General features: G+C 62.3%; 22 protein-coding genes. 9 read left to right on the top strand and 13 right to left on the bottom strand.

Annotated features, from left to right (window positions below; genetic code table 11):
* Nucleotides 1-17 precede the first annotated feature (17 nt).
* Entirely contained in the window at nucleotides 18-872 is an 855-nt protein-coding gene (gene panB, locus SB786_RS04820) for a 3-methyl-2-oxobutanoate hydroxymethyltransferase (protein WP_410726427.1), read from the top strand.
* A gap of 29 nt (nucleotides 873-901) precedes the next feature.
* Here the strand turns inward: panB and SB786_RS04825 are convergent, their stop codons facing one another.
* Nucleotides 902-1,393: an Lrp/AsnC family transcriptional regulator gene (locus SB786_RS04825; protein WP_410726428.1), complete on the bottom strand. Its 492-nt coding sequence runs from the start codon at nucleotides 1,391-1,393 to the stop codon at nucleotides 902-904.
* Nucleotides 1,394-1,549: 156 nt separating this feature from the next.
* Here SB786_RS04825 and glmS point away from each other — a divergent pair, with 156 nt between their 5' ends.
* The 6 genes from glmS (at nucleotide 1,550) to SB786_RS04855 (ending at nucleotide 9,284) form a co-directional block, all read left to right on the top strand.
* Nucleotides 1,550-3,379 carry a glutamine--fructose-6-phosphate transaminase (isomerizing) gene (gene glmS, locus SB786_RS04830; protein WP_410726429.1) on the top strand — a complete coding sequence of 610 codons (1,830 nt, stop codon included), beginning with the start codon at nucleotides 1,550-1,552 and terminating at the stop codon, nucleotides 3,377-3,379.
* A 624-nt stretch (nucleotides 3,380-4,003) separates the two neighbouring features.
* The gene (locus tag SB786_RS04835; RefSeq protein ID WP_410726430.1) at nucleotides 4,004-4,540 is read left to right on the top strand and encodes a hypothetical protein; all 537 of its coding nucleotides are present in this window, start codon (nucleotides 4,004-4,006) and stop codon (nucleotides 4,538-4,540) included.
* Entirely contained in the window at nucleotides 4,537-5,658 is a 1,122-nt protein-coding gene (locus SB786_RS04840; protein ID WP_410726431.1) for a hypothetical protein, read from the top strand. The genes SB786_RS04835 and SB786_RS04840 overlap by 4 nt, the downstream gene beginning before the upstream one ends.
* Before the next feature lie 495 nt (nucleotides 5,659-6,153).
* Nucleotides 6,154-7,410 carry an AAA family ATPase gene (locus tag SB786_RS04845; protein WP_410726432.1) on the top strand — a complete coding sequence of 419 codons (1,257 nt, stop codon included), beginning with the start codon at nucleotides 6,154-6,156 and terminating at the stop codon, nucleotides 7,408-7,410.
* A gap of 1 nt (nucleotide 7,411) precedes the next feature.
* Nucleotides 7,412-8,206 (top strand): HNH endonuclease, encoded by a 795-nt coding sequence (locus SB786_RS04850; RefSeq protein WP_410726433.1) that lies wholly within the window; start codon nucleotides 7,412-7,414, stop codon nucleotides 8,204-8,206.
* A gap of 571 nt (nucleotides 8,207-8,777) precedes the next feature.
* Nucleotides 8,778-9,284: an adenylate kinase gene (locus tag SB786_RS04855; protein WP_410726434.1), complete on the top strand. Its 507-nt coding sequence runs from the start codon at nucleotides 8,778-8,780 to the stop codon at nucleotides 9,282-9,284.
* 94 nt (nucleotides 9,285-9,378) lie between these two features.
* Here SB786_RS04855 and SB786_RS04860 read toward each other — a convergent pair whose 3' ends face one another.
* Nucleotides 9,379-10,191: a hypothetical protein gene (locus tag SB786_RS04860; protein ID WP_410726435.1), complete on the bottom strand. Its 813-nt coding sequence runs from the start codon at nucleotides 10,189-10,191 to the stop codon at nucleotides 9,379-9,381.
* A 263-nt stretch (nucleotides 10,192-10,454) separates the two neighbouring features.
* Nucleotides 10,455-11,270 (bottom strand): DUF6597 domain-containing transcriptional factor, encoded by an 816-nt coding sequence (locus SB786_RS04865; protein WP_410726436.1) that lies wholly within the window; start codon nucleotides 11,268-11,270, stop codon nucleotides 10,455-10,457.
* A gap of 120 nt (nucleotides 11,271-11,390) precedes the next feature.
* Between SB786_RS04865 and SB786_RS04870 the strand changes: the two genes are divergently transcribed.
* Nucleotides 11,391-12,047: a glutathione S-transferase family protein gene (locus tag SB786_RS04870; protein WP_410726437.1), complete on the top strand. Its 657-nt coding sequence runs from the start codon at nucleotides 11,391-11,393 to the stop codon at nucleotides 12,045-12,047.
* A gap of 78 nt (nucleotides 12,048-12,125) precedes the next feature.
* Here the strand turns inward: SB786_RS04870 and SB786_RS04875 are convergent, their stop codons facing one another.
* From SB786_RS04875 to SB786_RS04920, 10 genes are all read right to left on the bottom strand, one after another.
* Nucleotides 12,126-13,214: a porin gene (locus SB786_RS04875; RefSeq protein WP_410726438.1), complete on the bottom strand. Its 1,089-nt coding sequence runs from the start codon at nucleotides 13,212-13,214 to the stop codon at nucleotides 12,126-12,128.
* 237 nt (nucleotides 13,215-13,451) lie between these two features.
* Nucleotides 13,452-13,787 (bottom strand): Rieske (2Fe-2S) protein, encoded by a 336-nt coding sequence (locus SB786_RS04880; RefSeq protein WP_410726439.1) that lies wholly within the window; start codon nucleotides 13,785-13,787, stop codon nucleotides 13,452-13,454.
* 3 nt (nucleotides 13,788-13,790) lie between these two features.
* Nucleotides 13,791-14,102, bottom strand: a complete 312-nt coding sequence (locus tag SB786_RS04885) for a YciI family protein (protein ID WP_012365279.1) — start codon at nucleotides 14,100-14,102, stop codon at nucleotides 13,791-13,793.
* A gap of 5 nt (nucleotides 14,103-14,107) precedes the next feature.
* Complete coding sequence (locus tag SB786_RS04890) at nucleotides 14,108-14,980, bottom strand: intradiol ring-cleavage dioxygenase (protein ID WP_410726440.1); 873 nt, start codon at nucleotides 14,978-14,980, stop codon at nucleotides 14,108-14,110.
* Between the two features lie 28 nt (nucleotides 14,981-15,008).
* Nucleotides 15,009-16,076 carry a maleylacetate reductase gene (locus SB786_RS04895; RefSeq protein ID WP_410726441.1) on the bottom strand — a complete coding sequence of 356 codons (1,068 nt, stop codon included), beginning with the start codon at nucleotides 16,074-16,076 and terminating at the stop codon, nucleotides 15,009-15,011.
* 7 nt (nucleotides 16,077-16,083) lie between these two features.
* Complete coding sequence (locus SB786_RS04900; RefSeq protein WP_410726442.1) at nucleotides 16,084-17,550, bottom strand: aldehyde dehydrogenase family protein; 1,467 nt, start codon at nucleotides 17,548-17,550, stop codon at nucleotides 16,084-16,086.
* 32 nt (nucleotides 17,551-17,582) lie between these two features.
* Nucleotides 17,583-18,602 (bottom strand): hydroxyquinol 1,2-dioxygenase, encoded by a 1,020-nt coding sequence (locus SB786_RS04905; protein WP_410726443.1) that lies wholly within the window; start codon nucleotides 18,600-18,602, stop codon nucleotides 17,583-17,585.
* Nucleotides 18,603-18,645: 43 nt separating this feature from the next.
* Nucleotides 18,646-19,140 carry a hydroxyquinol 1,2-dioxygenase gene (locus SB786_RS04910; RefSeq protein ID WP_410726444.1) on the bottom strand — a complete coding sequence of 165 codons (495 nt, stop codon included), beginning with the start codon at nucleotides 19,138-19,140 and terminating at the stop codon, nucleotides 18,646-18,648.
* A 114-nt stretch (nucleotides 19,141-19,254) separates the two neighbouring features.
* Nucleotides 19,255-20,184, bottom strand: a complete 930-nt coding sequence (locus tag SB786_RS04915) for a LysR family transcriptional regulator (protein ID WP_166721636.1) — start codon at nucleotides 20,182-20,184, stop codon at nucleotides 19,255-19,257.
* 151 nt (nucleotides 20,185-20,335) lie between these two features.
* Nucleotides 20,336-21,586, bottom strand: a complete 1,251-nt coding sequence (locus SB786_RS04920) for an MFS transporter (protein ID WP_410726445.1) — start codon at nucleotides 21,584-21,586, stop codon at nucleotides 20,336-20,338.
* 746 nt (nucleotides 21,587-22,332) lie between these two features.
* Here SB786_RS04920 and SB786_RS04925 point away from each other — a divergent pair.
* Nucleotides 22,333-25,101 carry a type VI secretion system Vgr family protein gene (locus tag SB786_RS04925; protein WP_410726446.1) on the top strand — a complete coding sequence of 923 codons (2,769 nt, stop codon included), beginning with the start codon at nucleotides 22,333-22,335 and terminating at the stop codon, nucleotides 25,099-25,101.

Here is a 25,101-nt window from a genome sequence, read left to right on the forward strand (position 1 = left end):
TCACACGGCTTCCGTTCATGAGCGCTCATACCCGCACCACCCGCAAGACCGTCACCGCGATCCGCTCAACCAAAGGGATCGGCAGCCTCGTGTCGCTGACCGCGTATTCCGCGCCAATGGCAAAACTCGTCGACGACGTGGCCGACGTGATCATCGTCGGCGACTCCGTCGGCATGGTGCTGTACGGGATGCCCGATACGCTGCGCGTCACGCTCGACATGATGATTGCACACGGCGCGGCCGTCGTGCGCGGCGCCGCGCAGGCGTGCGTCGTCGTCGACCTGCCGTTCTCCACGTTCCAGGAATCGCCCGCGCAGGCGTACCGCTCCGCCGCGCGGCTGCTCGCCGAAACCGGCGCGCAGGCCGTGAAGCTCGAAGGCGGCTGCGAGATGACCGATACGATCCGCTTCCTGACCGAGCGCGGCATTCCGGTGATGGCGCATGTCGGCCTCATGCCGCAGCAGGCCAACGCGACGGGCGGCTTTCGCGCGCAGGGGATGGACCCGCTTTCGGCCGCCCAGGTGTTCGACGCCGCGTGTGCGGCCGAACGGGCCGGCGCGTTCAGCGTCGTGATCGAAGGCACTGCCGAGGCGCTCGCGCGCCACCTGACCGGAACGCTGACGATCCCGACGATCGGCATCGGCGCATCGCCCGCGTGCGACGGGCAAGTGCTCGTGACCGAGGACATGATCGGCGCGTTCGATGCGTACACGCCGCGCTTCGTGAAGCGTTACGCGGATGCGAATGCGGTGATGCGCGACGCGATCCGCCAGTACGCGCATGACGTGCGGCACCGCGTGTTTCCGGAGCCCGCGCATTGCTTCGGATACGGGAAGCCGCTGCAACTGACCGATGCGGGCGCAACGGTCTGACGTAAGACGAATGACGCGTTCACCTCACGCTATGCGCGCTTGCGCATCGCATGCGCGACCCGCGCGTTCGCCTCGAACTTCGCGCGATGCGTCGAGAAGAACGTCCGCACGTTGCGCACGTTCGATGCGCCGGTAAACAGCCGCCGCGCGAACGCGTCGTATTCGGCGACGTCGGCCAGATCGGCCACCACCACGAAATCCGGCCCCGGCGACACGCGGTAGCACTGCGTGACCGCCGGCTCCGCACACACGTAGGCTTCGAACGCGTCGTAGTCTTCGGCCGTCTGCCGGTCGAGGCTGATCTCGATCAACGCCGTGACCGCCGTGCCGATCGCGACAGGATCGAGCACCGCGACCTGGCGGCGGATCACGCCCGCTTCCGTCAGCCGCCGCACGCGGCGCATGCAGGTCGGCGGCGACGACAGCGCACGCTCGGCCAGTTGCAGGTTCGACACCGATGCGTCGTCCTGCAGGATCGCGAGAATGCGCAGGTCGAGATCGTCGAGCGTGATGCCGGGCATCGGCGGGTCCTTTTGGTGAGGGATTGAAATTTAATTTCAGCATGATAACCGATCGCTTGTATGCTTCACTTTAGGACGTATTTTGAAATTTAATTCCATAGACTCGCCTCTACCATCGCTGTCACGGGTCCAGACAGGACATTTACGGAGCGCGATATGTGTGGAATTGTCGGGGCGGTTGCCCAGCGGGACATCCTGCCGAACCTGGTCGACGGGCTGAAGCGGCTCGAATACCGCGGCTACGATTCGTGCGGCGTCGTGGTCTATCGCGACCGAGCGCTGGCCCGCGCGCGCAGCGTCGACCGCGTCGCCAACCTTCAGCGCGAGATCGCCGCGCAAGCGCTGTCGGGCTATACCGGCATCGCGCATACGCGCTGGGCAACGCACGGCGCGCCCGTCACGCTCAACGCGCATCCGCACTTCTCGCCGAGCGACGACAACGCGCGTATCGCGCTGTCGCACAACGGGATCATCGAGAACTGCGATCAACTGCGCGCGGAGCTGCAGGCGCACGGCTACGTGTTCGCGAGCCAGACCGACAGCGAGGCGATCGCGCACCTGATCGATCACCTGTACGACGGCGACCTGTTCGACGCGGTGCGCCGCGCGGTTGCGCGACTGCGCGGCAGCTACGCGATCGCGGTGATGTGCCGCGACGAGCCGCACCGGATCGTCGGTGCGCGCGACGGGATGCCGCTCGTGGTCGGTGTCGGCGAAGGCGAGAATTTCCTGGCGTCGGATGCGATCGCGTTGTCGGGCATCACCGATCGCATCGCGTATCTGGAGAACGGCGACGTCGCCGATATCCAGCTCCATCGCTACTGGATCGTCGATGCGGCCGGCCAGCGCGTCGAGCGCGCGGTGCAGCGGGTGGCGGCACACAGCGGCGCGGCCGATCTCGGGTCGTATCGCTACTACATGCAGAAGGAAATCTTCGAGCAGCCGCAGGCGGTGGCCGATACGCTGCTCGATGTCGCGTCGATCATGCCGGAGCTGTTCGGCGACGGCGCGTGGCGCGTGTTCAACGACGTCGATTCCGTGTTGCTGCTCGCATGCGGCGGCAGTTATCACGCGGCGCTGACCGCGAAGTACTGGATCGAGAGCATCGCGAAGCTTCCGGCGAGCGTCGAGATCGCGAGCGAGTTTCGTTATCGCGACAGCGTGCCGAATCCGCGCACACTGGTCGTCGCGGTGTCGCAGAGCGGCGAGACGGCCGACGTGCTCGGCGCCGTGCATGTCGCGAAGCAGCGCGGGATGATGCATACGCTCGCGATCTGCAACGTCGCGACGAGTGCGCTGATGCGCGAATGCGCGCTGCAGTTCGTCACGCGTGCGGGGATCGAGATCGGCGTGGCGTCGACGAAGGCGTTCACGACGCAGCTCGTCGCGTTGTTCCTGCTCACGCTGGCGCTTGCGCAGGTGCGCGGGCGGTTGAGTGACGACGAGGAGAAGGCGCATCTGCGTGCGTTGCGGCATCTGCCCGATGCGATGTCGAAGGTGCTCGCGCTGGAGCCGCAGATCATGGGCTGGTCGGAGCTGCTCGCGCGACGCGACAACATGCTGTTTCTCGGACGCGGGATGCATTATCCGATCGCGCTCGAAGGCGCGCTGAAGATGAAGGAGATTTCGTATATCCACGCGGAGGCTTATCCCGCCGGGGAGTTGAAGCACGGGCCGCTGGCGTTGGTCAGTAATGAAATGCCGGTTATTGCGGTGGCGCCGAATGATGCGCTGCTCGAGAAGCTTCGGTCGAACATGCATGAAGTCAGTGCGCGCAATGGCAGGCTTTTTGTGTTCGCGGATGTGGACTGCGGGTTGGTGCCGAGTGAGGGGATCGAGGTGATTCGGCTCAACGAGTACTACGGGCCGCTGTCGCCGATTCTGCATACGGTGCCGATGCAATTGCTGGCTTATCACGCTGCGTTGGCGCGGGGGACGGATATTGATAAGCCGAGGAATTTGGCGAAGTCGGTGACGGTGGAGTGAGGGGGGCTGGTGGTTGTGCTCGCTTGCTGAGGTCGAACCTCTTACGGAGGTCCAAAAAATTTCGCATACGGGACCTCCTGACCGGCGGACGCCACTACCGGCAAGGCGTACACGAATGTATCCGGCGTCGGCATCTGCTAGCGAATTTAGTGCTGTTTGTTTGCAAACAGCAGCCTGTCTTCTTGGACGGTCTTCGTCAGCAACATAGTTCTTCGGGCGTCTCGACGCTCGCCCTCCCGCCAGCTTGGCGGGGCGGGCGCTTGATATCGCTGGAAAAGAAAGCTGCTGACTGGAGCCGTCTGGGCCGGAATGTGTCGCATGCTGCCCGCTTTCTACGTTCGACTCCGCAACCAGCGGTGCCACCACGTTCGCCCGGCACATCCCTTGTTGATTCTCAAGCGCCGTGAGCGCTGCCTAGCACTGTTCGGTGCGAGCGCTGCCAGTCGACGTCGCTGTGAGCAAGCGTGTGAGCGTCGTAACGACGGGGACTTGAACTCGCAAGACCTTTCCAATACGTTACGCAACGAACATAGACCGACCGGTGAAGCGCACCCTCATTTACCTAGCTTTCGAGGTGAGATACAGTAACGGCACAAAAACACTTGCAAGAGAGCCGAGGGATAAGTGGGGAACAAACTTCAGCTGTTTTTTGAGAGGTTGTCGGAACGACATCCAATAGATTCAGCGCAACTCGACACTTGCTCTAATGCGGCACGAGTGAGACTGGATGCTCATCACTCTTCACCTGCGGAGTTCCAGCTGGAATCGCGGGGCGAAGCCCAATCCGTCGACCTTCGATGGACCCCCAGTGATAATGTCCTTCGGCGCTCGTATCTCAATGACGAAGACGCAAAGCGCGATGGCGCCTACGCTGTTGCACTCGCCGCGGTGGAGCAACTGGAGAACATGGTGGGCGTCGCTCGTTCGGAAAAGCTGACAGGCGCTGACTATTATGTGATGCCGCTTGGGAGCGACCCGGACAACTATCTTGAAGAGGCGCACCGGCTAGAGGTGTCTGGCACGGACGGCGTGGAAAGAGAAGTCCGGTATCGGCTGAAGCAGAAGCAACAACAGGCCCGGGACGGTAAGAGTAGCCTTCCGGCATTCGCGGCGATTGTCGGTTTTCGCGCCAAGCTCATCCTTGTCGAGCCAGCAGCATGACGTGGCTGACCCATCATCGTCAAAGCGAATCAGCCGCACTATCGGCGCATGAACTGTTGCGTTCGGGGGACGTCGAAAGCGCCCGCCGCGCGTTCTTAGACGCTGCTGAACTGGAGCTTCTGGCTCTTTCCGAACTTGAATTTTCAAAAATCAAGACCCGTAGTATCACTGCCGTTAGCGCTGCGGCCTTGCTCTACAAAGCCGATCAGTTCGAAAGAGCCTGTCAGTTGGCGTACAGCCAGTTGGGCGCTGGCGGACTCGAAGAATTTGCGCGATATCAGCTAGAGGAAATCGTCCAGGCCGTATACACAGAGCGGGAAAGGCAAAAGTATGATGTTAGTTTCCTGCCTGGCGTGGTTAATGTGGCCGTGCGTGGCGGTGATGTCTTGCGGGGCGCTGCGCCGCTCGACCTTGTTGTCGACCGAGTCAAAGCGATTCAGGCGATGTTCTATCGGGTAATTGAATGGAACACCGGACGTCCACATCGTAAGGGACCTCCCACGAAGGATGTCACTAGTCTCTTCGAGCCGTGGCTGTTGCAGGAGGTGCCGGGCAGCTTCCAATTCTCTGTGGCCATTAAGACAAACACGCAATTGGAACTGTTCGAAAAGGAGAATCCTGGGGCTGCCGACATTGCCCGCAAGTTTCTCAATGTTGTCCACACGATTTCGACCGATGAGTCCGGGCGGGAAACGAGCGCTCTTGTGCCCGAAGAAGAGTACCGAAATACATTCCGGAAACTGGTGCGCAATTTGGCTCCGTCAGGCAAGGATTTCGAAAGTCTGGAATTCCACTCCGAAGGTATAGCCGAAATGCCGCGTATCGATTCCAACGCACGCTCAAAAATCGGGAGGGTCATCAAGGCTGAACTACCGCGCCCGGAAGTTGATGAACAGCCTGTCGAACTCGCAGGCAGCTTGCGCGCGGTCGACCTCAACGAGGATTGGCTAAAGATTCACGTCCCCGACGCGGGCGACCAAAAGGTGACAGGCGTATCGCAGCAGGTAGACGATGTTATTGGTCCAATGGTAAACCGGCAGGTGCTGGTGCATGCTGTGAAGACGAAGAGCGGTGGCTTGCGATTTGTCGATATTGAGCTTTCGGCTGTTGACCGTTGATAACGCCTCGCCGGCATGGTGGCGCACGGGATGTTCGGCCGTTACTGGTCAGGTCATGGCGCGGCGAGTGCTTGGCCTGTACAGCGGAATAAAACTCCGTGCTGCGCGCTCAACCACATTTCGCGTAAATTGACGCGCGCGACTACGCCGAGCTTAGGGGTTGCTTGCCACTCGTAGACTGACCGTGCACTAAATCACTGTTGCGATGAACGAACCGACGTTCGGCCTCGGGCCAATTGAGCTCGCAATAAAGCAAGATACTGGAAGGATGCCACGAAGTTGAAGTCTCCCGCCTTTAACAATGGATAATTCCCTTAACCAGCGACCAAGAAAATGCGGATACACTCATACATCAGCAGAGGAGAAAAAAACTGTACGTTTTTACTGTCCGACTCTGATAATGATGGCGAAAATTTCTTTAGCATACTTGTCGGAGAAAATGGCGTCGGGAAAAGTCGATTTCTGAGAGACGTTTTTAACACCACCTTCAATAGCATGCTAAAGGAGTCATTATTCGATGAGTTGGGCGCCGTAGAAGACTCCTTTGGCAAGCTCACACTCATTCCAAAACATGACGATGGCTTTAGTTGGCCACCATCCCAAATAATCGCACTTTCAGGTGTGGCCACCGACAAATTCCCGAATAAGCGGTCATTGGCATCACGCAATGGCTCTAAGTTCGACTCATCAAAGTACCTATATTGTGGGCCGAAATCAGAAAACGGGATGGTCAGCCGAAATCTATCAGAGCGGCAGTTGTATGTCGAAATACTAAAAAATCTCGAAAAAGATGAGCGACGTGATACGGCGGTCAGCGCAGCATTTGATTTCTTTCCACAAGCGAGTGGCGCGGTATTCAGGATTGGCGAGAGGGAGAAGAGCGTCCCTCCCCTTCCTTCGAACACGGTTCAGCTTCGCAAGCACATAGAAAATTTTTTTTCTAATCGAGTTTTCGAGAAGAGTCAATTCGCGACAGGAGACCGGACCTTTGCCGACGAATTGGAGGTGCTGGCTCAAAATCCAGAATTCCTCGAGACATCCGTTCACATATTAAGAAATCCATCAGAATTTGGCTGGAATTTATCGAATCAAGGCGGTGTCGACTATACCTTCTCCAGCAATGAGCGAACAGCACTCAGGATTCTTCTCACGATGAGGCTGATACGGATACAAGGTGCACTACTGATGCCGAATAGCAAAGAACTGGCATTTGAAATGCTTAGCTCCGGACAATGGCAGGTGTTCTCATCGATATTGCTAGTAGCCTTCGCAGCGGAAGACGACGCCCTCATTTTAGTCGACGAACCTGAGAACAGTTTGCATCCCGCATGGCAGCAAAAATATCTCCCAACACTCAAAAATGCACTTAACGGAATAATCGGCGCGCACGTGATGGTCGCTACTCATTCACCGCTCGTCGCTTCGTCAGTACAGCCCGATATTGGAACCGTGTGTGCGGTAAAGAGAAAGAAAAATGGAGGGTTAGAGGCCAAAGTGCTTTCGCGAGCGACTTATGGCTGGTCGGCCGACGATATATTACAGGAAGTGTTTGAGCTTCCGTCAAGTCGCAGCATTGGATTTCGGCGCGATTTAGACGATGCATTAAGATTAATTGGCGAAGGAAAAATAGATGATAAAAGGCTCGGAATAATTTTAGAAAGACTCAATGCTGCGACTGCGACGTTACCGAATGCGGATGCAATACGCGAGGTTGTTGCAACGATGAATGCATTGGCGGGAGGGTACCGATAAAATGCAAAGAATCTCCGTTGGATTTGAGCGCCTACCCAGCTTAATTTTAAGTAAATCGGAGAAGATTCGGCTAAAGGGGACTTTGGCGAAACGGGCCTCAGCTGTGTGGGGTCACGCTGGAAACGAGTGGTTCCGCCATAAGGTCAGAGATGCACTTCTTGGCGTTCAAGGCAATCGATGCTGCTATTGCCGTCGCCCGCTTAGTACCAACCGAGGAATGGTTGAAATAGACCATATTATCCACAAAGGACAAAAAACAGGTCACCCAATATTTGCCTTTCTACCAATAAATTTAGCGTTATCATGCAAGGACTGCAATAACGTCAAGGGAAGAAAGCCTGTACTTTCGAATCCGGGACGAAAGTACGTTCGATACCCCACGTCGTCGTCCGCCTATGTGTGGGTGCACCCTTATATTCACGAATATTCTAAACACATTGAAATTTATGAAGGGTGGGTTTACAAGCCTGTCGTTTCGGATGCGGGAGTGAGTGAAAACGGCAAGGCCGTAATACGGAGCTGCGGACTCGATAAAATCTCGTCAATTGAGAAGGCTAACCGCATTTCGAGGTATGAGCAGGCACACGACACAGGGGCGCTTATCCGCGAGGCACTTGCACAAACGAATCATGCTGGTCTTGAAGAGGTTGCCAAGGAAATCGCCCCGATGTTAAGTAAGGCAGCACGAGCGAATGAAGGCGAATTTTTGGCGCTATTCAAAAGAATGTACGAACTCACGCAGAAAATTGCTGACGCCCCAGCAATTCCGCCCGGCCTCGATGCCATAGCCCGATAGGTGGGTCAGCGGTGCGTGTTCTCGCTATCAATGCTTGGAAGGTAGGTGACGCAACGGCCTTGCACGCGTCTTCGGTGGTTGCAAGAATGATAGCGTGCTCGACTCGCGGGGAAGCCCCTTCCGGAATATCGCTCGTGCCCATTACGCTAGCATATTGCGAACGGTCAGCAAGTTTGCTCCGCAACTGCCCGCCTCGGCGCAGCGGTGCTGGGCCGGAGCGGCGCGGTGGGATAGTGTCGTCTTCGGAGGCTGCACGCTCGGTCGCATCTCGCGTAAACGGAACTGTTGAATACTGCGTCACCATCATCTCATCCTACGCTTTGCAAAGCGCGGGGCTCGGTCGCGCAGCGGAGCACCACTGTAAATCCTTGGTTTCTCGACGAAAGCTATCATGTGAGCGCAACTTTCCGGCTCGTAAGTGGAATTAATCGATATCAGTACGCACATCTGCGATCATGCGATTAACCGCCTTGGCGAGCTTGCGCTCCGAGCCGTCGCCGATCAATTGAGCTGCGGCACATGACGATCAAGAGATCAGCCGTTGGCTCCCAACGAGAAAGACGAGCCCCGTATGGATCTGCATAGAACACTGATAGTGGGGAATTCGGGCTCCGGAAAAAGCTGGCTCGCCGAACGAATCGCGAATCGCTTGGCGGCGCCCTGTGTAGACCTGGATTCGATTCATTGGCTTCCGGGCGGATACAGCGTTGCTCGGGAGCGCAACGATGCCGTTCAATTACTGCGAGATGCCGCGAAAGCTGATCGGTGGGTCATCGAAGGTATTTACGGTTCGCTCGTCAATGAGATCCGCGATGACTCCACCGCGCTGATCTGGTTGTGCCTCGACGAAGCGGAATGCGTTGAGAATATTCGTCACCGCGGTATTCGTCGAGGAGGAGACGCGGCGTCATTCGCCGCGCTGTTGGATTGGGCCTCGACGTATCGAAGTCGTCAAGGATCGAGTTCGTACGTTGGCCACCAGAAATTGTTTGAGGAATACCGAGCCGACAAACGGATTCTTCGATCACGCGATGACGTAATGGCCTTCCTCCATCGTTGGGACGCGCAGTCTTCCTAGACTCCGCGGTGCGTCAATCGGCGACGCCAACTCACCGCGACGAGTCAGGACGGCGTCGGATATCGCGCGTGAAATGCACTTGATCGCAATACCACTACTTCGACAAACTCAACTTCTTCAACACCACCGCCCCACTCGCCGGACTCACCAGCGAAATCGATTCAACATCCAGATACAACCGGGAAGTCCGCGTCGTAATGTCGGTCGGCTCGTCGTTGCTCGGCTCCGCGTGTTCGACGTGCTCCATCAGATACGGCCGGGCCAGCCGCCCGGAAATAGCGAACGCGAACTGGCCATGCGTTTGCGCATACGCGGCAGGTGACAGGTTCACACGCCCGCGAACGGTCGACTTCCCGCCTTTTCCGGGATCGAGCTCGATGATGTCGATCTGCTGGATATAGCCTTTTGCCTTCGCCTCGGCCGCGATCACGAGCCCGCGCCCGCGCTTGCCGGTGATGCTCTTTTTGAGCAGGATGCCTGTGCGGCCTTCGCCGTCGCTGTCGACCAGGTCGACGTTCACCTTCAACACATGCTTCTTCGACTGATACAGCAGCCCGTACGACACCGGCACCAGGAACGTCACTTCACGATCCAGATCCACCGCGGCCAGGTCGGCGTTCCGGCCATGCTGGTCGGCCCCGCCGGGAACCAGGCGGCGGACGCGATCGCTCAGGGACGGCGCCGCGCTTTTGATGTGCTGCTTCTGCAAGGCGTCCCGAATCGCAACCGGATCGTCGCCGACAATCGGCCTCGTGGGCGACGTATCGGGCGACACGGCGGACGCAGTGCTCGCCGTGTCGCCAACATTGGCGGCCTCTGCACGCGCCGCGACTTGCGCCAGCATGATCGCCATGACGGCAACGCACACGACATTCCGACGACCCAACATGGATTTCCGGTAAAACACGACAGACTCCTGATTATCTGACTGACCGGCCGACCACACGATCGGCAGGATGCAATTGATGGGCAGTGCGCCAACCGTTCGAGTTCACCGGTCGCCCACGCGACACATCGTAGGTTCAATCGCGGCTCGACGGCAGGCCATCTCGTCACACTATCGTATTGCCCGAACTACAACAATCCAACAATCCACGACCGGCGAACAGCGGCGCGACGTGCGGTCGGCAATGACATTCGGTTGCCCGTCACGAAGCCGCACCCGCCGCCTCACTGCTGTCGATCTTCCCGCCGATACTCCGCCGGCGCCTTCCCCACCAGCTTGCGGAAATCGCGCGTGAAATGCGCCTGATCGAAATACCCGAGCGCATGGGCCAGCTCCGCGAGATCGACCGGCGCGCCGCCCGCGAGTTTGTCGGCGGCCTCGTGCAACCGGTATCGGCAAATCACCCACTTCGGCGTGACCCCCACATGGCTGGCAAAAAGCTGCTGCAGCGTGCGCTCGCTCAACCCCGCACGCTCGGCCAGATCGCGCACCTGCGTCAGCGCGAGGTCCTGCTGCAGGATCTGCAAAATGGCATGAATGCGCTCGACCTGTGGATCCGGCGGCGGCAGCACGCGCGACAGCAGCGCCTCGGCCGCCGCCACCATCGCGGCATCATCCTCGCCGCCGAGCACGGCGTTTTCGGCTTCCGCATCGCCGCAATCGAGCAGCGTCGACACCGGCACCACCTTGTCGGTCAGCAGATGCACGGGTTTGCCGAGGAACGCGCGAAACGCTCCGGGCCGAAACCGCAGGCCGATCACCTTCCCCGCCCCGGCCAGCGTCGTCTCGAACGCGCCCGACACCACACCGAAGATCCCCGTGCGTCGCCGGTCGAACACCAGATTCACGCACGGATACGGCAGCGTGCGCTGCACGTACGGCGGCTGGTCGCGCAGATCCCATTCGACGATCCAGTGGTGATCGAGCACCCCGGCCAGTTCGGCACACGGGTAGTAGCGATTCAGGCGGAAGCGCTGGTTGAACGCTTTCGGGCCGACGACGCCCTTGGGCGCGTCGGTCACGTTACGCAAGTCGGCCATGGTGACGAACGGGTGGAAGGATTGCGTAATGATGCACCGCCACAGCGGATTTTTCCAAGACGGCGGCCCGGAACCCACCTACATTGGAAACCTTGTCCCGATCGCACACCGGAGCCCGCCATGCCGCAAGACCGTCACCTGACCCTGTTCCATTCCCCGCGCAGCCGATCGGCGGGCGCCCGCATGCTGCTCGAGGAATTGGGCGCGGACTATGAACTGCACGCGTTCGATCTGTCGACCGGCAAGCATCACGAAGCCGATTACCTCGCGATCAATCCGCTGGGCAAGGTTCCCGCGCTGCGTCACGGCGACGTGATCGTCACCGAGCAGCCCGCCGTCTACCTGTACGCGGCCGAACTGTATCCGGAAGCCGGCCTGTCGCCTGCGCCGGGCGACGCGCTGCGCGGGCCGTACCTGCGCTGGATGACGTTCTACGGTTCGTGCTTCGAGCCGGCCATCGTCGATCGCTCGATGAATCGTCCGCCCGCCGCCTATTCGATGTCGCCCTACGGCGATTTCGATGCCGTCGTCAACGCGCTCGACGCGCAACTGGCAAAAGGGCCGTACCTGTTGGGCGAGCGCTTCACGGCGGCCGACGTGCTGTGGGGCTCGGCGCTGAACTGGACCACGATGTTCAAGCTGATACCCGAGACGCCGCGCATTCGCGCGTACATCGATCGCATCCTGGCACGCCCGGCCATCCAGCGCGCACAGGCGGCGGATGCGGCGCTGGCGGAGCAGGACAAAGCCAAAGAGAGCGCCGCGACGGCGAGGTAGCCCGCAACCGGGCGGAGCTTGACGCAAGCTCCGCCCCGACACCTGCCGACCCGCGCGCCGCCGCTGCGGCCGCGTCCGTCAAAACATCGTATGCAACCCGATCCGCACAACTGCCTGGGTCGCTGAACTAGATGCCCCGTTCGGGTCGAGCACGCCATTGATCTGCGCGTTCGCGCCGCTGTTCGCGCGTTGATAGTCTCCGGACACATACACCATCGTCCGCTTCGACAGCAGGTATTGAAGCGCGACGCTGACCTGATGCGCGTGGTTGTCGTTCACGGCTTCGTTGCCCTTCATGTACATGTACTTCGCGCCGAGAAACACGTCCGGCCTGATGCGCCACATGCCACCGGCTTCAGCCATCCACACACCGGCGTCGTTGAACGAATTGTGGACGGTGGTCAGCAACGCCTTCGCGGTCACCGCGCCGAAGTCATAGTGCATCCCGACGCCCCAGTTGCGCACGCTGGTCGACGGGGTACCGGGCGCCGGACCGTACTTCTCGTTCGTATAGGCCGCGCCGATACCGAACGCCCCGACCTCGTAGTTCAACCCGGCGCTCACGGCGTTGTCCGCGCCGATGGAACCGGCCACGCCGCCGAACGCATACATCACGCCACCGGAGAAACCCGCAATCGTCGGCGAACTGTATTTGACCGAACTCGCCACCGGCTTGCTGCCCGCCGTTCGGTCCCAATCGAATGCGCCGGTCGGATTGTTCGGCAGCGCAAGACGCTGGAACGGCCCATTCCTGAACCCGTACAGCCCGCTGATATCCATCGAAATCGCATTCCCCTTCGCAAACAGGGCATCGACCATGAAGTCGTACTGGTTGCCGAACGTGATGTTGCCGAAGCGGTCGCTCTCGATCCCGACGTACGCATTGCGGCCGAAAATCCCGGTACCGATGATGCTGCCGTTCGCCATCGAGAACTGGTTCACGAGCGCGAACGTCGCGCGATATCCGCCGCCGAGATCTTCCGTGCCGCGCAAGCCGAACAGGTTCGGCGTGAAGATGCCGTCGTCGAACTTGACGTTCTTTCCGCCGCCCTCGTTGCTGACATACGAGATGCCGCTGTCGATCAGACCGAACAAGGTCACGCTGCTTTGCGCGTACGCGCCCTGCGCGATGACAAGCATCGCGGCTGCTCCAAACATGAGTTTCATGGTGTCTCCGTCTTTTTTGTGTCAATGCGAACGGCCGCCTGCTGTCTCGCGGGCACTCGACCGATGTTTCGTGAAACAACGACTTCCCCATCCCGGTTTCTCTTTCATCCGGGTCAGAAAATTACTTAGTTTTACTGATTGGAAAGAGTGAATGAAATCCCGCTCATGCCCGATTTCATCCATCTCGATGCGATTGCCCGATCACCCGAACACGGTTGGGCAGCCCCACCTTCCGACTCAAGCGCCGCGACAGATCACCCACGCCGCCGAATCCACTTCGACCGCCACGGCTTCCAGCCCAGCGCCCGAGCACGGTCCATCGATGCACACACCATCGTCGAACCGGAACAGCGCACTGTGATGCGCGCACATCAGCACCTGCGACCGGTAACAGGAAACGTTGCCCGGCACGAAATCGAGCGGAACCGAGAAATGCGGACAACGGTTCACGTACGCCCACACCTGCTCCCCACGCCGCACGACGATGACGGCTCGCCCGATGCCCGCCTCATCGACGACCCGCGCACCGCCGTCAGGCACCTCGGAGAACCGACAGAGTTGCATGCCGCCCATGGCTCACACTCTCCGCTCGGGATTGCCGAGGCTCCAGTCCCACGGACGCACCTCGACCCGCGAGAACAGCCCTTCCTTCACGTACGGATCGTTGCCGACGAACTGCATCACCGCGTCGATGTCGTCCGCCTCGATGACGAGCAGCGTGCCATTCATCGCATCGCCCTGCGGATCAAGCGTCGGGCCGCCGAGCCGCACATACACGCCGTGCTGCGCGGCGGAACGCAGATAGGTCCGATGCGTGGCGCGCACGCGGTCGCGCACGTCGCGCATCCCGGGCTGGTCGGTCGCAAACACCGCGAAAAATCGAGCCATGTCGGTCAGCTCCGGTCGAGCACGAAGTCATACGTCGCTTCGCGGTACGCGCCTTTCAACCCGAACCGGCGCGCAAGTTCATCGTCCGCCGCACGCGGCCGATAGGCGACCATCAGCGACGGCTTCACGCCGAACACGGCATCGGACTCCAGATACGCGTCCTCCTCGTCGAACAGATGCGTGACGAGCTTGCGGTAGCCCGGCGCATCGATCATGAAGTGCAGGTGCGCGGGCCGCCACGGATGGCGTCCGGTGGCATCGAGCATCTTGCCGACCGGGCCGTCGGTCGGAATCGGATAGCTGACCGGCAGGATCGTCGTGATCGCATAACGGCCTTCGGCATCGGTCCGGTAGCGGCCGCGCAGATTGCCGTGCGGCTGTTCCTTGTCCTGTCCGGAATACATGCCGTTGTCGGCGGTCTGCCACACGTCGAGCACGGCGCCCGGCACCGGCGCACCATCGGTGGCGAGCACGCGACCATGCACGACGGCCGGCGTGCCGGGCGTACGCGCCATGTTCTCGCCATACGCACGCTCAGGCATGCCCTCGATGTAGAACGGGCCGAACACGGTCGTTTCCGTCGCGCCGGTGGCGAAACGATGATTGATCGCATCGACCAGCATCGACACGCCCAGCGTGTCCGACAACAGGATGAATTCCTGGCGCACGACGTCGTCGCACATCTGCCCGGTTTCGGTCAGGAAGCGGATCGCGGTCATCCACTCGGCCTCGGTCAGCTCCGTTTCGCGGACAAACGCATGCAGGTGCCGCACGAGGCTCTGCATCAGCACGCGCAAGCGCGGGTTCGGCGTACCGTCGAAGCTGGCGACGACCTGCTCGGTCAGCCGGGTGTCGCCGTCATGATGTTCGTTCGTCACGTTCGTCTCCTTGGATGCGGCCGGCCGCTCACCGCGGCGCGTGCCCTTGCCACGCACGCTGAAGCAATTCGCGAATCGGCGCGCGTTCGATCGGCCGCGGATTCGCGTAGGGGTTCCGGCAGGCGAGGTCGGCGGCTTCGTCGAGGCCCGCTTCCGGCATCCCGATATCGGCAAGCGCCGCCGACAGGCCGAGCTGCCGATTCAGCCGGAACAACAGCGGGCCGGCGTCGGCCGCGTCGGTGCCGCCCAGCGCCCGCGCGACCCGGCGCAGCGCGTCGGGCGCCGCGGCATGGTTGTAGTGGGCGGTATGCGGCAACATCGCGGCGTGGGTCTGCGCGTGCGGCAGGTTGAAAGTGCCGCCGAGCGTATGACAGAGCTTGTGGTGCAGCGCCATGCCGACCGCGCCGAGACACGTGCCGGCAAGCCATGCGCCATACAACGCGCGGCTGCGCATCTCGCGGTCGCCGGGCGCGCGCACGATGGCCGGCAACGCTTCGCCGAGCGCACGAATCGACTCCTCGGCCATCAGGCTGATCACCGGGTTCGCATCTTCCGCATAGAGCGCTTCGACCGCGTGCGCCATCGCGTTGACGCCGGACGCCGCGGAAATCCCCGGCGGCAGCGACAACGTCAGCGACGGGTCGTAGAGCACCGTACGCGGCAGCACACGCGCATCGCGCCCGGTGCGCTTCAGCCGGCCTTCCGTGAGCCCGTAGATCGGCGTCATCTCCGAGCCCGCGTAGGTCGTCGGCACGGCGAGGATCGGCAGCGACGATTCGAGCGCAATCGCCTTGCCGAGCCCGATCGTCGAGCCGCCGCCGATCGCGATGCAGCAGTCCGCGCCCAGCTCGGCCGCCATCGCGCGCGCGGCACGGGCCACCTCGATCGGCACGTGCATCACGGCCTGCGCGCATACGCCGGCCGCCCGCTCGCCGAGCACGCCGCCGACCCGTTCGGCGAGCGGCTGCTGCTCGGGCGTCGACAGAATCAGCGCGCGGTGCGCGCCAAGCGCGGACAGCTCGTCGGGCAGCCGCTCGAGCGCATCCCATTCGAACACGACGCGCGACGGCGTTCCCTGATAGACGAAGCGCTCCATCTCGGCCTCAGCGCTTGAAGTGCGGCGGCACGTTGCCGTCGACGTTGACCCACACCGAGCGCGCTTCCGTGTAGTCGTGCATTGCCTCGAAACCCATCTCGCGGCCGTAGCCCGACCGGCCGACGCCGCCGAACGGGCTGCCCGGATTGACGCGCTTGTAGCAGTTGATCCAGCACATGCCCGCATCGATCCGCGCTGCCATCCTGTGCGCGCGGGACAGATCGTTGGTCCACAGGCCGCTGCCGAGCCCGTATTCGGTCGCGTTGGCGATCGACAGCGCTTCGTCGTCGCTGCCGAAGCGCAGCACGGTGACGAACGGGCCGAACACTTCCTCCTGCGCGACGCGATCGGCCGCGCTCTTGGCTTCGATGACCGTCGGACGCACGTAGTAGCCGTTGGCGAGCGCCGCATCCTGCGGCACACTGCCGCCCGCGAGCACACGGCCGCCCTGCTCGCGCGCGACGTCGACGAACGACAGCACGCGGTCGAGATGCTGCTTCGACGTGAGCGGCCCCATCTCGGTGTCCGGGTCCAGCGGATTGCCGACGCGGATCGACGACGCCAGCGACACGAAGCGCTCGAGGAATGCGTCGGCGATGCGTTCGTGCAGCACGAGACGCGAACCCGCGATACACGCCTGCCCCTGGTTGTGGAAGATCGCCCACGCGGCGCCGTTGATGGCGGCGTCGAGGTTTGCATCGTCGAACACGATGTTCGCACCCTTGCCGCCCAGCTCCAGCTGCACGCGCTTCAGGTTGCCCTGCGATGCCTCGACGATCCGGCGGCCGGTCGCCGTCGAACCGGTGAACGCGATCTTCCCGACACCCGGATGTTCGGCAAGCCGCTGGCCCGCCGTATGCCCGTAACCGGGGACGATGTTGACGACACCGGCCGGGAACCCGACCTCGGCCATCAGTTCGACGATACGCAGCGTCGACAGCGGCGTGATCTCCGACGGCTTGAGCACCACCGTGTTGCCCGCCGCCAGCGCCGGGCCCATCTTCCAGCTCGTGAACATCAGCGGGAAATTCCACGGCACGATCTGGCCGACGACGCCGATCGGCGCGCGCTGCACGTAGTTCAGGAAGCCGGTTTCGACCGGAATCACCGAGCCCTGCAGCTTGTCGGCCATCCCGCCGAAGTAGCGGAAGCATCCTGCCGTGCGCGGCACGTCGAGCGCGCGCGAATCGCGGATCGGGTGGCCGGTGTCCAGCGATTCGAGCTGCGCGAGTTCCTCCGCGTTGGCTTCGATCGCGTCGGCCAGGCGCAGCAGCAGCCGGCCGCGTTCGGCCGCCGGCATGGCCGACCACTTCGGGAACGCGCGGGTGGCGGCTGCGACGGCCAAGTCAACGTCCGCCGCGGTGGCGGCGGCGATTTTCGTGATCAGCGAGCCGTCGTGCGGATTGAGCACGTCGATCGTGCCGCGCTCGACGGCGTCAACGAAGCGGCCGTCGATGAAGAGTTGGGTTTGCATGAATCGTCCTCGGTATCGCGCGCATGCGCTGCTTAGAATTCGATCGGATACGGCGCAAGCTCGCCGCTCTCGTATCGCTGCGGAAGGTCCGGCGTCGCGTTTTCCCAGACCAGCAGCATGGAACGCTTCGTCGAGTAGCCCTGGTGCCGGATGTCGGCGGGCATCGCGCAGATGTCGCCGGCGCGCATCGTGATGCGCGCGCGCGGCGCGCCGGTGTTCTTGTCGCCGATGTCCCACACGATTTCGTCGGACAGTTGCAGGAACCATTCGACGCGGTCGTTGCCATGGAACACCGGCAGGATGAATTCCTCGGTGGTCGGGCAGAACAGGCTGCGCCCGCACACGGAGGTGACCGACGGATTCCACGTCACGTCCGAACGCGACAGGTACTTGAACAGGTTGAACGCGTGCAGCTCGCCTTCGAAGCCGGGCTTCACATGCACCTCCGGCTCGTCCTGGCCGACGTCGCGGAACGCGCGGTTGACCGGCAGTTCGTCGCGCAGCGGCGAGTCGCCTTCGAGGCCCGGCATGCGGCGCGTCGCGATGCGCGTGCGCTCGATCGCCGCGCCGTTCTCGCCGTGCTTGCGGCCGAATGCCGTGCCGGTTTCCTCGGGCGCCGCGAACGGGTCGAAGCCTTCGTTGGTCCAGTCGTGCAGCATCGCCTTGAAGGTCGCCATGATCGTCGGCGTTTCGAAGGTCTCGGTGTAGTCGACGCCGGCTTCCTTCAGGATTCCGTTGAATGTGCCGGCATAGACGTCCACCTTCCCGTAGTGATTGCGCGTGCCGAACACGTGATCGAAATTCACCCAGCCGTAGAAGAAGCCCCACGCCACGTCGCGCATCATCGCGCGCAGAAACGCGTCCGCGGGGATCGCATGGGTGCGCGTGCTGCCCTTCGCCGGCCAGCTGATTTTCACGAAGTATTCGTCGCGCTGGAACGCGAACGCGCCGAGCTGGAAGCGGCGGTAGCCGGTGACGGCATCGGCTTCGGTGGCTTGCACCAGATCGGCGGCAAAGCCTGCGGAAAAATCGAGGGTCTCGAGGGTGGCCATCACGTGTCTCCTGGAATAGTCGAATGGGGGGCGGTCGGATCGGTCAGTGCAGGCAGATGTCGGCCCACTTCTCGACGGACAGTTCGCCGAGCACGGTCTGCACGAGCGCGACGCCCGGCTTGACGGCGGAGAACCGATACGCGCAGCCGGCCGGCAGCAGAGCCTGGTGCCCCTTGCGCAGCACGACGTAGCCCATCTCGCGGCCCGCCGGCTGCGTGCCGGCGCTCACGGTGCCGCGGCTGCTGGTCGGCGGGTTGTCGAGCTTGATGAATTCGATGCGGACTTCGCCGTCCATCTGAATCGCGAACTCGTCGTGCGTGCATGCAAACCACGGCGACTGGCCGTCGGTGCGCAGCACTTCGATCACGTATTCGAGGTTCTTGCCGGCGACCACCTTCTCGTAGGGGGCCGATTTCGATGCCACCTCGAACACGTTCGAAAAGGCGTAGTGCTGCGCGCTGCCGCTGGTGATTTCGATCTCGCCCTTGGTGTAGCTGTCGAGCGAGCCAAAGATGGTGTGGAATGCCGTGTCGGTCATTGCTGTCTCCTGAGTTGTACCGCTTGTTGGATTCAACTCTAGGGGCAAGGGCGCCCGTCAACAAGGCAACGGAGCGCGACTACGGCATTTGCGTTTCGCGAATAATCGCCCGGCTCAGCGGACCCAGCCGCGCTCCAGCAGCGGGCGGTCCCACGGCGATTCGTCGCCGATGTATTCGGCGAGGAATTCGACCAGCGCTTTCACCTTCAACGCCTGTCGCTGCGTGGCGGGATAGACGGCGGCGAAGCTCAGCGGCGCGATCTGGAAGTCGGTGAGGATCGGCACCAGCCGGCCCGCGACGAGCGCCTCGCTCGCGACCAGCGTGGGCAGGCACACGACGCCGCCGCCCGTCAGCGCGTACTCGCGCAGCAAATGCACGGAGTTCGAGCGGATCATGCCGGGCAATTCCATTTCGACGACCTCGTCGCCGCGCGTCATCGTCCAGCGGTTGCGCGAGGGATAACCCGAATACAGCGCCGTCGTGTGCTGCAGCAATTCGCGCGGATGTTGTGGCGCACCATGCGCTTCGAGATACGCGGGCGACGCGCAGAACAGGCGTCGGACCACGAACAGGCGCCGCTCGATCAGCGATTCTGAAATCGGCGGGAAGATCTGGAACGCGATGTCGAACCCTTCTTCGACAGGGTCCACCACACGGTCGTTGACGATGATGTCGAGCTGGATGCCCGGGTAGCGCCGATTGAATTCGGCGAGCGGCACGCCGAAGTGATCGAGCGCGAAACCGGGCAGCATCTGGATGCGCAGCCGCCCGGTCGGTGTCGCGCGCAACTCGCGCATCTGGTCGGTGAGCTCGTTGACGCGACCGACCACCTCGGCGCATTCGCGGTAGAAGGTCTCGCCCACGTCGGACAGCCGCACGTGGCGCGTGCTGCGATGGAACAGCGGCGCGTTGACGAACTTCTCCAGTTGCTGGATGCGGTTCGTCACGACCGAGCTGGTGACCCCAAGCTGTCGCGCCGCTTCCGCAAAACTGCTCGCCTCCGCGACCCTGACGAATGCCTCGATGCTCAGAAAGCGGTCCATGCGGCGCCTTTTCCGGAAAGCGAAACCGCCAGTCTAACCGCACCTGCCGGCCGGTTGGAGCATGCGCAAAGCGTCACACTGTCACCCGACAGGTGTCAATCTCGCAAGCCGGCCGGCGCGGGTGCAGGTGCAGGTGCGACCACGCGACATGTTACGGCTGCTTGCCCGCCGTCAGCGCCGGCTGCACGCCCACGCGGCGCTGCAGCACGGCGGGCGCGGTTTCCCGCAGCAGCAGACTGACCACGATGCCGAGCAGCACCGCAACCATCGGCAGCCACAGAATGTTCTGGATCCCGAAGTGCGCGGCGACGTAGCCGCCCAGCGCCGGCGCGATGCCGCCGCCGAAGATCTCGCCGCAGCCGACCACCACGCCGATCGACGTCGACACGAGGCCGACGGGCGCGGCTTCGGTCGCGACCGGGCCCGACAGCAGCGACACCAACCCGAGCGTGAAGAACGACGCGACGAACAGGACGACGAACAACACGACCGGCTGCGGGCCGAGCCCGCGGAAAATGTAGAGCATCACCGCCGTGCCGGCGAAGCCGACGATGCTCGCGAGGCGACGCCCCACCAGGTCGGACAGGCCCGGCAGCCCGAACTGCCCGAGAAAGCCGCCGAAGCCGATCGCCGACACCACGAGGCCCATCTTCTGCATGCCGAGCGACAGGTAGTCCGTCAGGTACAGCGGCAGCAGCGCGCCGAGCACGAACACGCCGGTCATCGCGCAACAGAGCGCGGCCATCGCGACGAGGATGTTGCGGCTCTTGAGCACATGGCCGAGCGAGGCCGGCGCGTGTTCCGACACGACCTCCGTGGTGCGCTTCGGTTCGCGAATCACGAAGAACATGATCGCGCCGAGGAGCAGCCCGGGAAGGGCCACGAGCGCGAACACCCAGCGCCACGACACGACGTTGAGCAACTGGGTCGCGATGATCGGCGACAGCGCCAGCCCGAACAGCGCGAAGCCGCTTTGCTGCAGCCCGAGGTTCAGGCCGCGCCGGCGCGGGTGCGACGCGTCGGCGGTCGCCGCGAAGCTGGTCGGGCAGAACGACCCCTCGGCAACCCCCATCAGCCCGCGGATCGCGATCAGGCCGAGCAGCCCGCCGGCGAGCCCCGAGAAGCCGGACAGCAGCGAGAACGCGACGATGGCCGGGATCAGGACCTTGCGGCGGCCGATCTTGTCGGAGATGCCGCCCATCAGCGCCGCGAAAATGCCCCACGACAGCCCGAGCACGCCGATGCAGTTGCCGACGTCCTGCGCGGTGAGGTTCAGGTCCTTCATGATCGACGGGAACAGCGGCGCGATGAGCCAGCGGTCGAGGCCGACCAGCCCGAAACCGAGCGCCAGCAGCGTCACCGCCTTCCACTCATAGGAGGTATCCCACTCGTTTGCTTTCATGTCTGTCTCCGTGGATTGGTCCGCGTGCACGCGCCGGAGCGTGGGTGCATGAAGCCAGGTCCGTTGTCTTGGTGTGCGACGCGACGTGAGTCGCGAGAAAGTGGCGGCCGCCTTTCCGGTTGCAGGCGTCGAATTCAATCAGCCGACGCCCGAACGATAGGTGCGCGACCGCCGATCGGGTATGGAACAACCCGCGAACGCGCCATTCGCGAAACGCAAATAATCGGCGGCGGGAGGGGGGAAGCGCGGCGGAAAAGCGCCGGGCGAAGGGCCACGGGTGTCGACGTGACGCTCACCGGCGTGTTACGGGGGAATCCCTCATAGACATCATGCGTCCCCCGCGCACTGCCCGCGCAGGCACGAGTGCGATCCCGTTCTCATCTTTTCTGATACTGCAAACATGCGGCCGTCAGCTTTCATGTCTGACAAATCGAGTTTTAAAAAATCCGTACCTGCGTTAATCGGACAAAAGAAACTGACTGCGCCCTCGCAGTTCACCGAACAATTGTCGAGACATCATCAATCCCATCCCGACATAAGATTTTTAAAAAACCAATAGATCGCAACAAACGCAAAATACTGTTTCTTAAAGACAAATCGCGCAATCTCAAAATAAAAATACATTTTCCGATCCGAAAAAACTTGCTAATCTCCGCCGCGCTATTTAGCGGACTACCGCTCGTAACCGCACCGAGATTCAATTTCAGATAAATCAGAATTCGGAACAAAGCAATGAGATTAGCGTGATGTCGATAGCAAAAACGCTCCGTAATTTTGCGTCCGGTCTGATTGACGGGAGCCCGCGGCCAGTCGATCTCCATTTCGGGCGCGCGCAACGCGCGGTCGGCCATCTGCTGGCGCTCCATCACGCCGATATCCACGAAGGGGTGATGTTCGGAATCGAAGGGCAGTTGACCTGCGTGTCCACCCACGACCATCTGTCGCCTGCGCTGTTTCTCGGGCTGCCCGTGTCGGTTCGTGTGACGACCGATCGGGGCGGCGTACGAGCGATCAATGCGATCGTGCGCGAAGTGCGGACCGGTCAATCCGACGGCGAGCTGACCGTCTATCAATTGCACGTGTGTGACGCGCTGTCGTTGATGGAGGGTCGCACGAACGCCCGCGTGTTCCGCTCGCGCGGCGTGACGGAAATCCTCGCGACGCTGATGAGCGAATGGAGACAGCGCAGCCACGCACTCGCGCGCGCGTTCGATTTCGACCTGTCCGGGCTGCAGGCCGAACGCTATCCGGTGCGCGAGCTCACGCGGCAGGTCAACGAATCGGACGCGCGCTTCATCCGGCGCCTGCTGCGCCGGGACGGCATCACGGTCTTCGCGAAGGCCGAGCCGGTCGGACGCGTGCACGGCATGACCGACGAGCAGCCGGTTCATACGCTCGTATTTTGCGACGATCCGCATTGCCTGGAGGAGGCCCCGGCCGGTGCGCTGCGCCTTCACCCTCGCGACGCCGGGGCTGCGCAGCGCGACACGGTGACGCTCTTCGCGCACCGTCAGAGCCTGTCGTCCGGCAAGGTCAGCCGTCCGTCGTGGGACTACAAGACGGCGCGTATCGACGATTCGATGGCCGTCACCAGTCTCCCTCAAGGTGAATCGGGAAACGATCTGGCACACCTGCTGACCGACGTCGCGATCGACATCCCTCACGTCGGCGATTCGTGGAGCGACCACGATCGCATCACGCGCGACCGGATACTGGCTCACCAGTTCGAAGCCGAGCGATACGACGGGATCAGCAGCGTGCGCGATTTGCCGGTCGGCCACTGGTTCACGCTGACGGGCGACCCGGAGCTGGACATGAAGCCGATCGAGCATCGTCGGTTTGTCGTCACGTCGGTTCGACACGATATCCGGAACAACCTGCCGACGCAGCTTGCGAGTCGGGCGCAGGGACTCTTCGCGGCGAGCCGTAACCTGACGCAAACCGCTCCGCCGACACCCGCCGATCCGTCGGAGCAATCCGACACGCGCTACGAGAACCGCTTCACGTGCGTGCGGCGCGGCGTGCCGCTCAAGCCCGCCTACGATCCGAAGATCGATGTGCCGCCGGCTCACCTGCTGACCGGCACGATCGTCGGCACGCAGGGAGAGGAAGTGTTTTGCGACGACGCCGGCCGCGTGCGCGTGCGGATTCACGGTTACGACCCGGCCGATCATGCGCACGCGCAAGGCGCCGGAACCAACGGCCGGGTCGGTGACAGTGCACCCATTCGCGTCGGGGCAAACCTGGCGGGCGGCAACTTCGGGACGCTCTTCCTGCCCCGCGTCGGTATGGAAGTCCTGCTGGGATGTCTTGCAGGCGACCCGGACCGGCTGGTCATCATCGGTGTCCTGAGCAATGGCGCGAACCCGCCTGCGACCTTCAGCCATACCGGTGCGCTTCCCGGCAACCGGTTCCTCTCCGGCATCAAGACCAAGGAAATCAACGGCAGGCGTTATAACCAGCTTCGTCTGGACGATACGCCGTCGCAAATCTCGGCGCAGTTGGCGAGCGAACATGCGCATACCGAATTGAATCTCGGGTATCTGACGCAGCCGCGAGAAAACGGACATGGGGAGGCGCGCGGCGAAGGCGCGGAGCTGCGCACCGATGCCGCCGCCGCGTTGCGCGCCGCGCGCGGCATTCTGCTGTCGACCTATGCACGCACACGGGCCACCGGTGGTCAGCTCGATCGCGATGAACTGGTTCGCCTGCTCGATCAGTGCACCGAACTCTTCAAATCGCTTGGCGATTATGCCGGCCAGCACGGCGGGCAGTCTGCCGACACCAGCGGTCAGGAAAACGTTGCCAGTGCATTCCGCAACTGGACGCCCGGCCGCGCGCAAGCCGGGGCGGCCGACGATGCGTCCGCGCTGCTCGCATTCGGTGCGCAGTCCGGGGCGCTCCACGTCACGCCGAAAACGCACGTCATCCATGCGGGCGAGAACATCGATCAGGTCGCGCAGCAACATGTGCAAGTCACGAGCGGCGAGCGCATCAATCTGCATGCAGGTCGCGGCGTCGCGATGTTTGCGCACGGCGACGGCGTGTCGGCGATCGCGAATCAGGGGAAGGTCACGATCCAGTCGCAGAACGACGATACGCGCGTCGACTCGGCGAAGAACATTCAATTGACCGCGGCGGGAGGAAAGCTCGTTGGCACCGCGAGTGATGAAGTCGTGCTCGTTACGTCCGGTGGCGCGTATCTCAGGCTGCGCGGCGGCGATATCGAGCTGGGATGCCCCGGCACTTTCACGGTGAAGTCGGCCGGTCATGCTTGGGATGGTCCGGCGAGTATGAGCGCGGACATGCCGACATTCGCTCAAGACACGCTTGGCCGGGTGCCGAAGCTGGTCCGCTCGACGGACGGCCACGCGGCCGCGGGATTCGAAGGCGAGGTTCAAAAACCGTCCGGACCGATATCGAACGTATCGAGCGACGTGGCCGGCCTGCTGCCCGCCGTCGATGCCGACCAGTTCGAGAGACTGGCAGTTCGGTTCATCAAGAAAAACGTATAG

Origin of the sequence: Burkholderia sp. SIMBA_062, assembly GCF_046534765.1 — a bacterium.
GTDB classification, from domain to species: Bacteria; Pseudomonadota; Gammaproteobacteria; order Burkholderiales; family Burkholderiaceae; genus Burkholderia; species Burkholderia ambifaria.

Bases quoted from the DNA above. Each gene is read 5' to 3' on its own strand.
- panB (WP_410726427.1), top strand. From the start codon at position 18: ATGAGCGCTCATACCCGCACCACCCGCAAGACCGTCACCGCGATCCGC.
- SB786_RS04825 (WP_410726428.1), bottom strand. From the start codon at position 1,393: ATGCCCGGCATCACGCTCGACGATCTCGACCTGCGCATTCTCGCGATC.
- glmS (WP_410726429.1), top strand. From the start codon at position 1,550: ATGTGTGGAATTGTCGGGGCGGTTGCCCAGCGGGACATCCTGCCGAAC.
- SB786_RS04840 (WP_410726431.1), top strand. From the start codon at position 4,537: ATGACGTGGCTGACCCATCATCGTCAAAGCGAATCAGCCGCACTATCG.
- SB786_RS04845 (WP_410726432.1), top strand. From the start codon at position 6,154: ATGCTAAAGGAGTCATTATTCGATGAGTTGGGCGCCGTAGAAGACTCC.
- SB786_RS04850 (WP_410726433.1), top strand. From the start codon at position 7,412: ATGCAAAGAATCTCCGTTGGATTTGAGCGCCTACCCAGCTTAATTTTA.
- SB786_RS04855 (WP_410726434.1), top strand. From the start codon at position 8,778: ATGGATCTGCATAGAACACTGATAGTGGGGAATTCGGGCTCCGGAAAA.
- SB786_RS04865 (WP_410726436.1), bottom strand. From the start codon at position 11,270: ATGGCCGACTTGCGTAACGTGACCGACGCGCCCAAGGGCGTCGTCGGC.
- SB786_RS04870 (WP_410726437.1), top strand. From the start codon at position 11,391: ATGCCGCAAGACCGTCACCTGACCCTGTTCCATTCCCCGCGCAGCCGA.
- SB786_RS04875 (WP_410726438.1), bottom strand. From the start codon at position 13,214: ATGAAACTCATGTTTGGAGCAGCCGCGATGCTTGTCATCGCGCAGGGC.
- SB786_RS04880 (WP_410726439.1), bottom strand. From the start codon at position 13,787: ATGGGCGGCATGCAACTCTGTCGGTTCTCCGAGGTGCCTGACGGCGGT.
- SB786_RS04885 (WP_012365279.1), bottom strand. From the start codon at position 14,102: ATGGCTCGATTTTTCGCGGTGTTTGCGACCGACCAGCCCGGGATGCGC.
- SB786_RS04895 (WP_410726441.1), bottom strand. From the start codon at position 16,076: ATGGAGCGCTTCGTCTATCAGGGAACGCCGTCGCGCGTCGTGTTCGAA.
- SB786_RS04900 (WP_410726442.1), bottom strand. From the start codon at position 17,550: ATGCAAACCCAACTCTTCATCGACGGCCGCTTCGTTGACGCCGTCGAG.
- SB786_RS04905 (WP_410726443.1), bottom strand. From the start codon at position 18,602: ATGGCCACCCTCGAGACCCTCGATTTTTCCGCAGGCTTTGCCGCCGAT.
- SB786_RS04910 (WP_410726444.1), bottom strand. From the start codon at position 19,140: ATGACCGACACGGCATTCCACACCATCTTTGGCTCGCTCGACAGCTAC.
- SB786_RS04915 (WP_166721636.1), bottom strand. From the start codon at position 20,184: ATGGACCGCTTTCTGAGCATCGAGGCATTCGTCAGGGTCGCGGAGGCG.
- SB786_RS04920 (WP_410726445.1), bottom strand. From the start codon at position 21,586: ATGAAAGCAAACGAGTGGGATACCTCCTATGAGTGGAAGGCGGTGACG.
- SB786_RS04925 (WP_410726446.1), top strand. From the start codon at position 22,333: ATGTCGATAGCAAAAACGCTCCGTAATTTTGCGTCCGGTCTGATTGAC.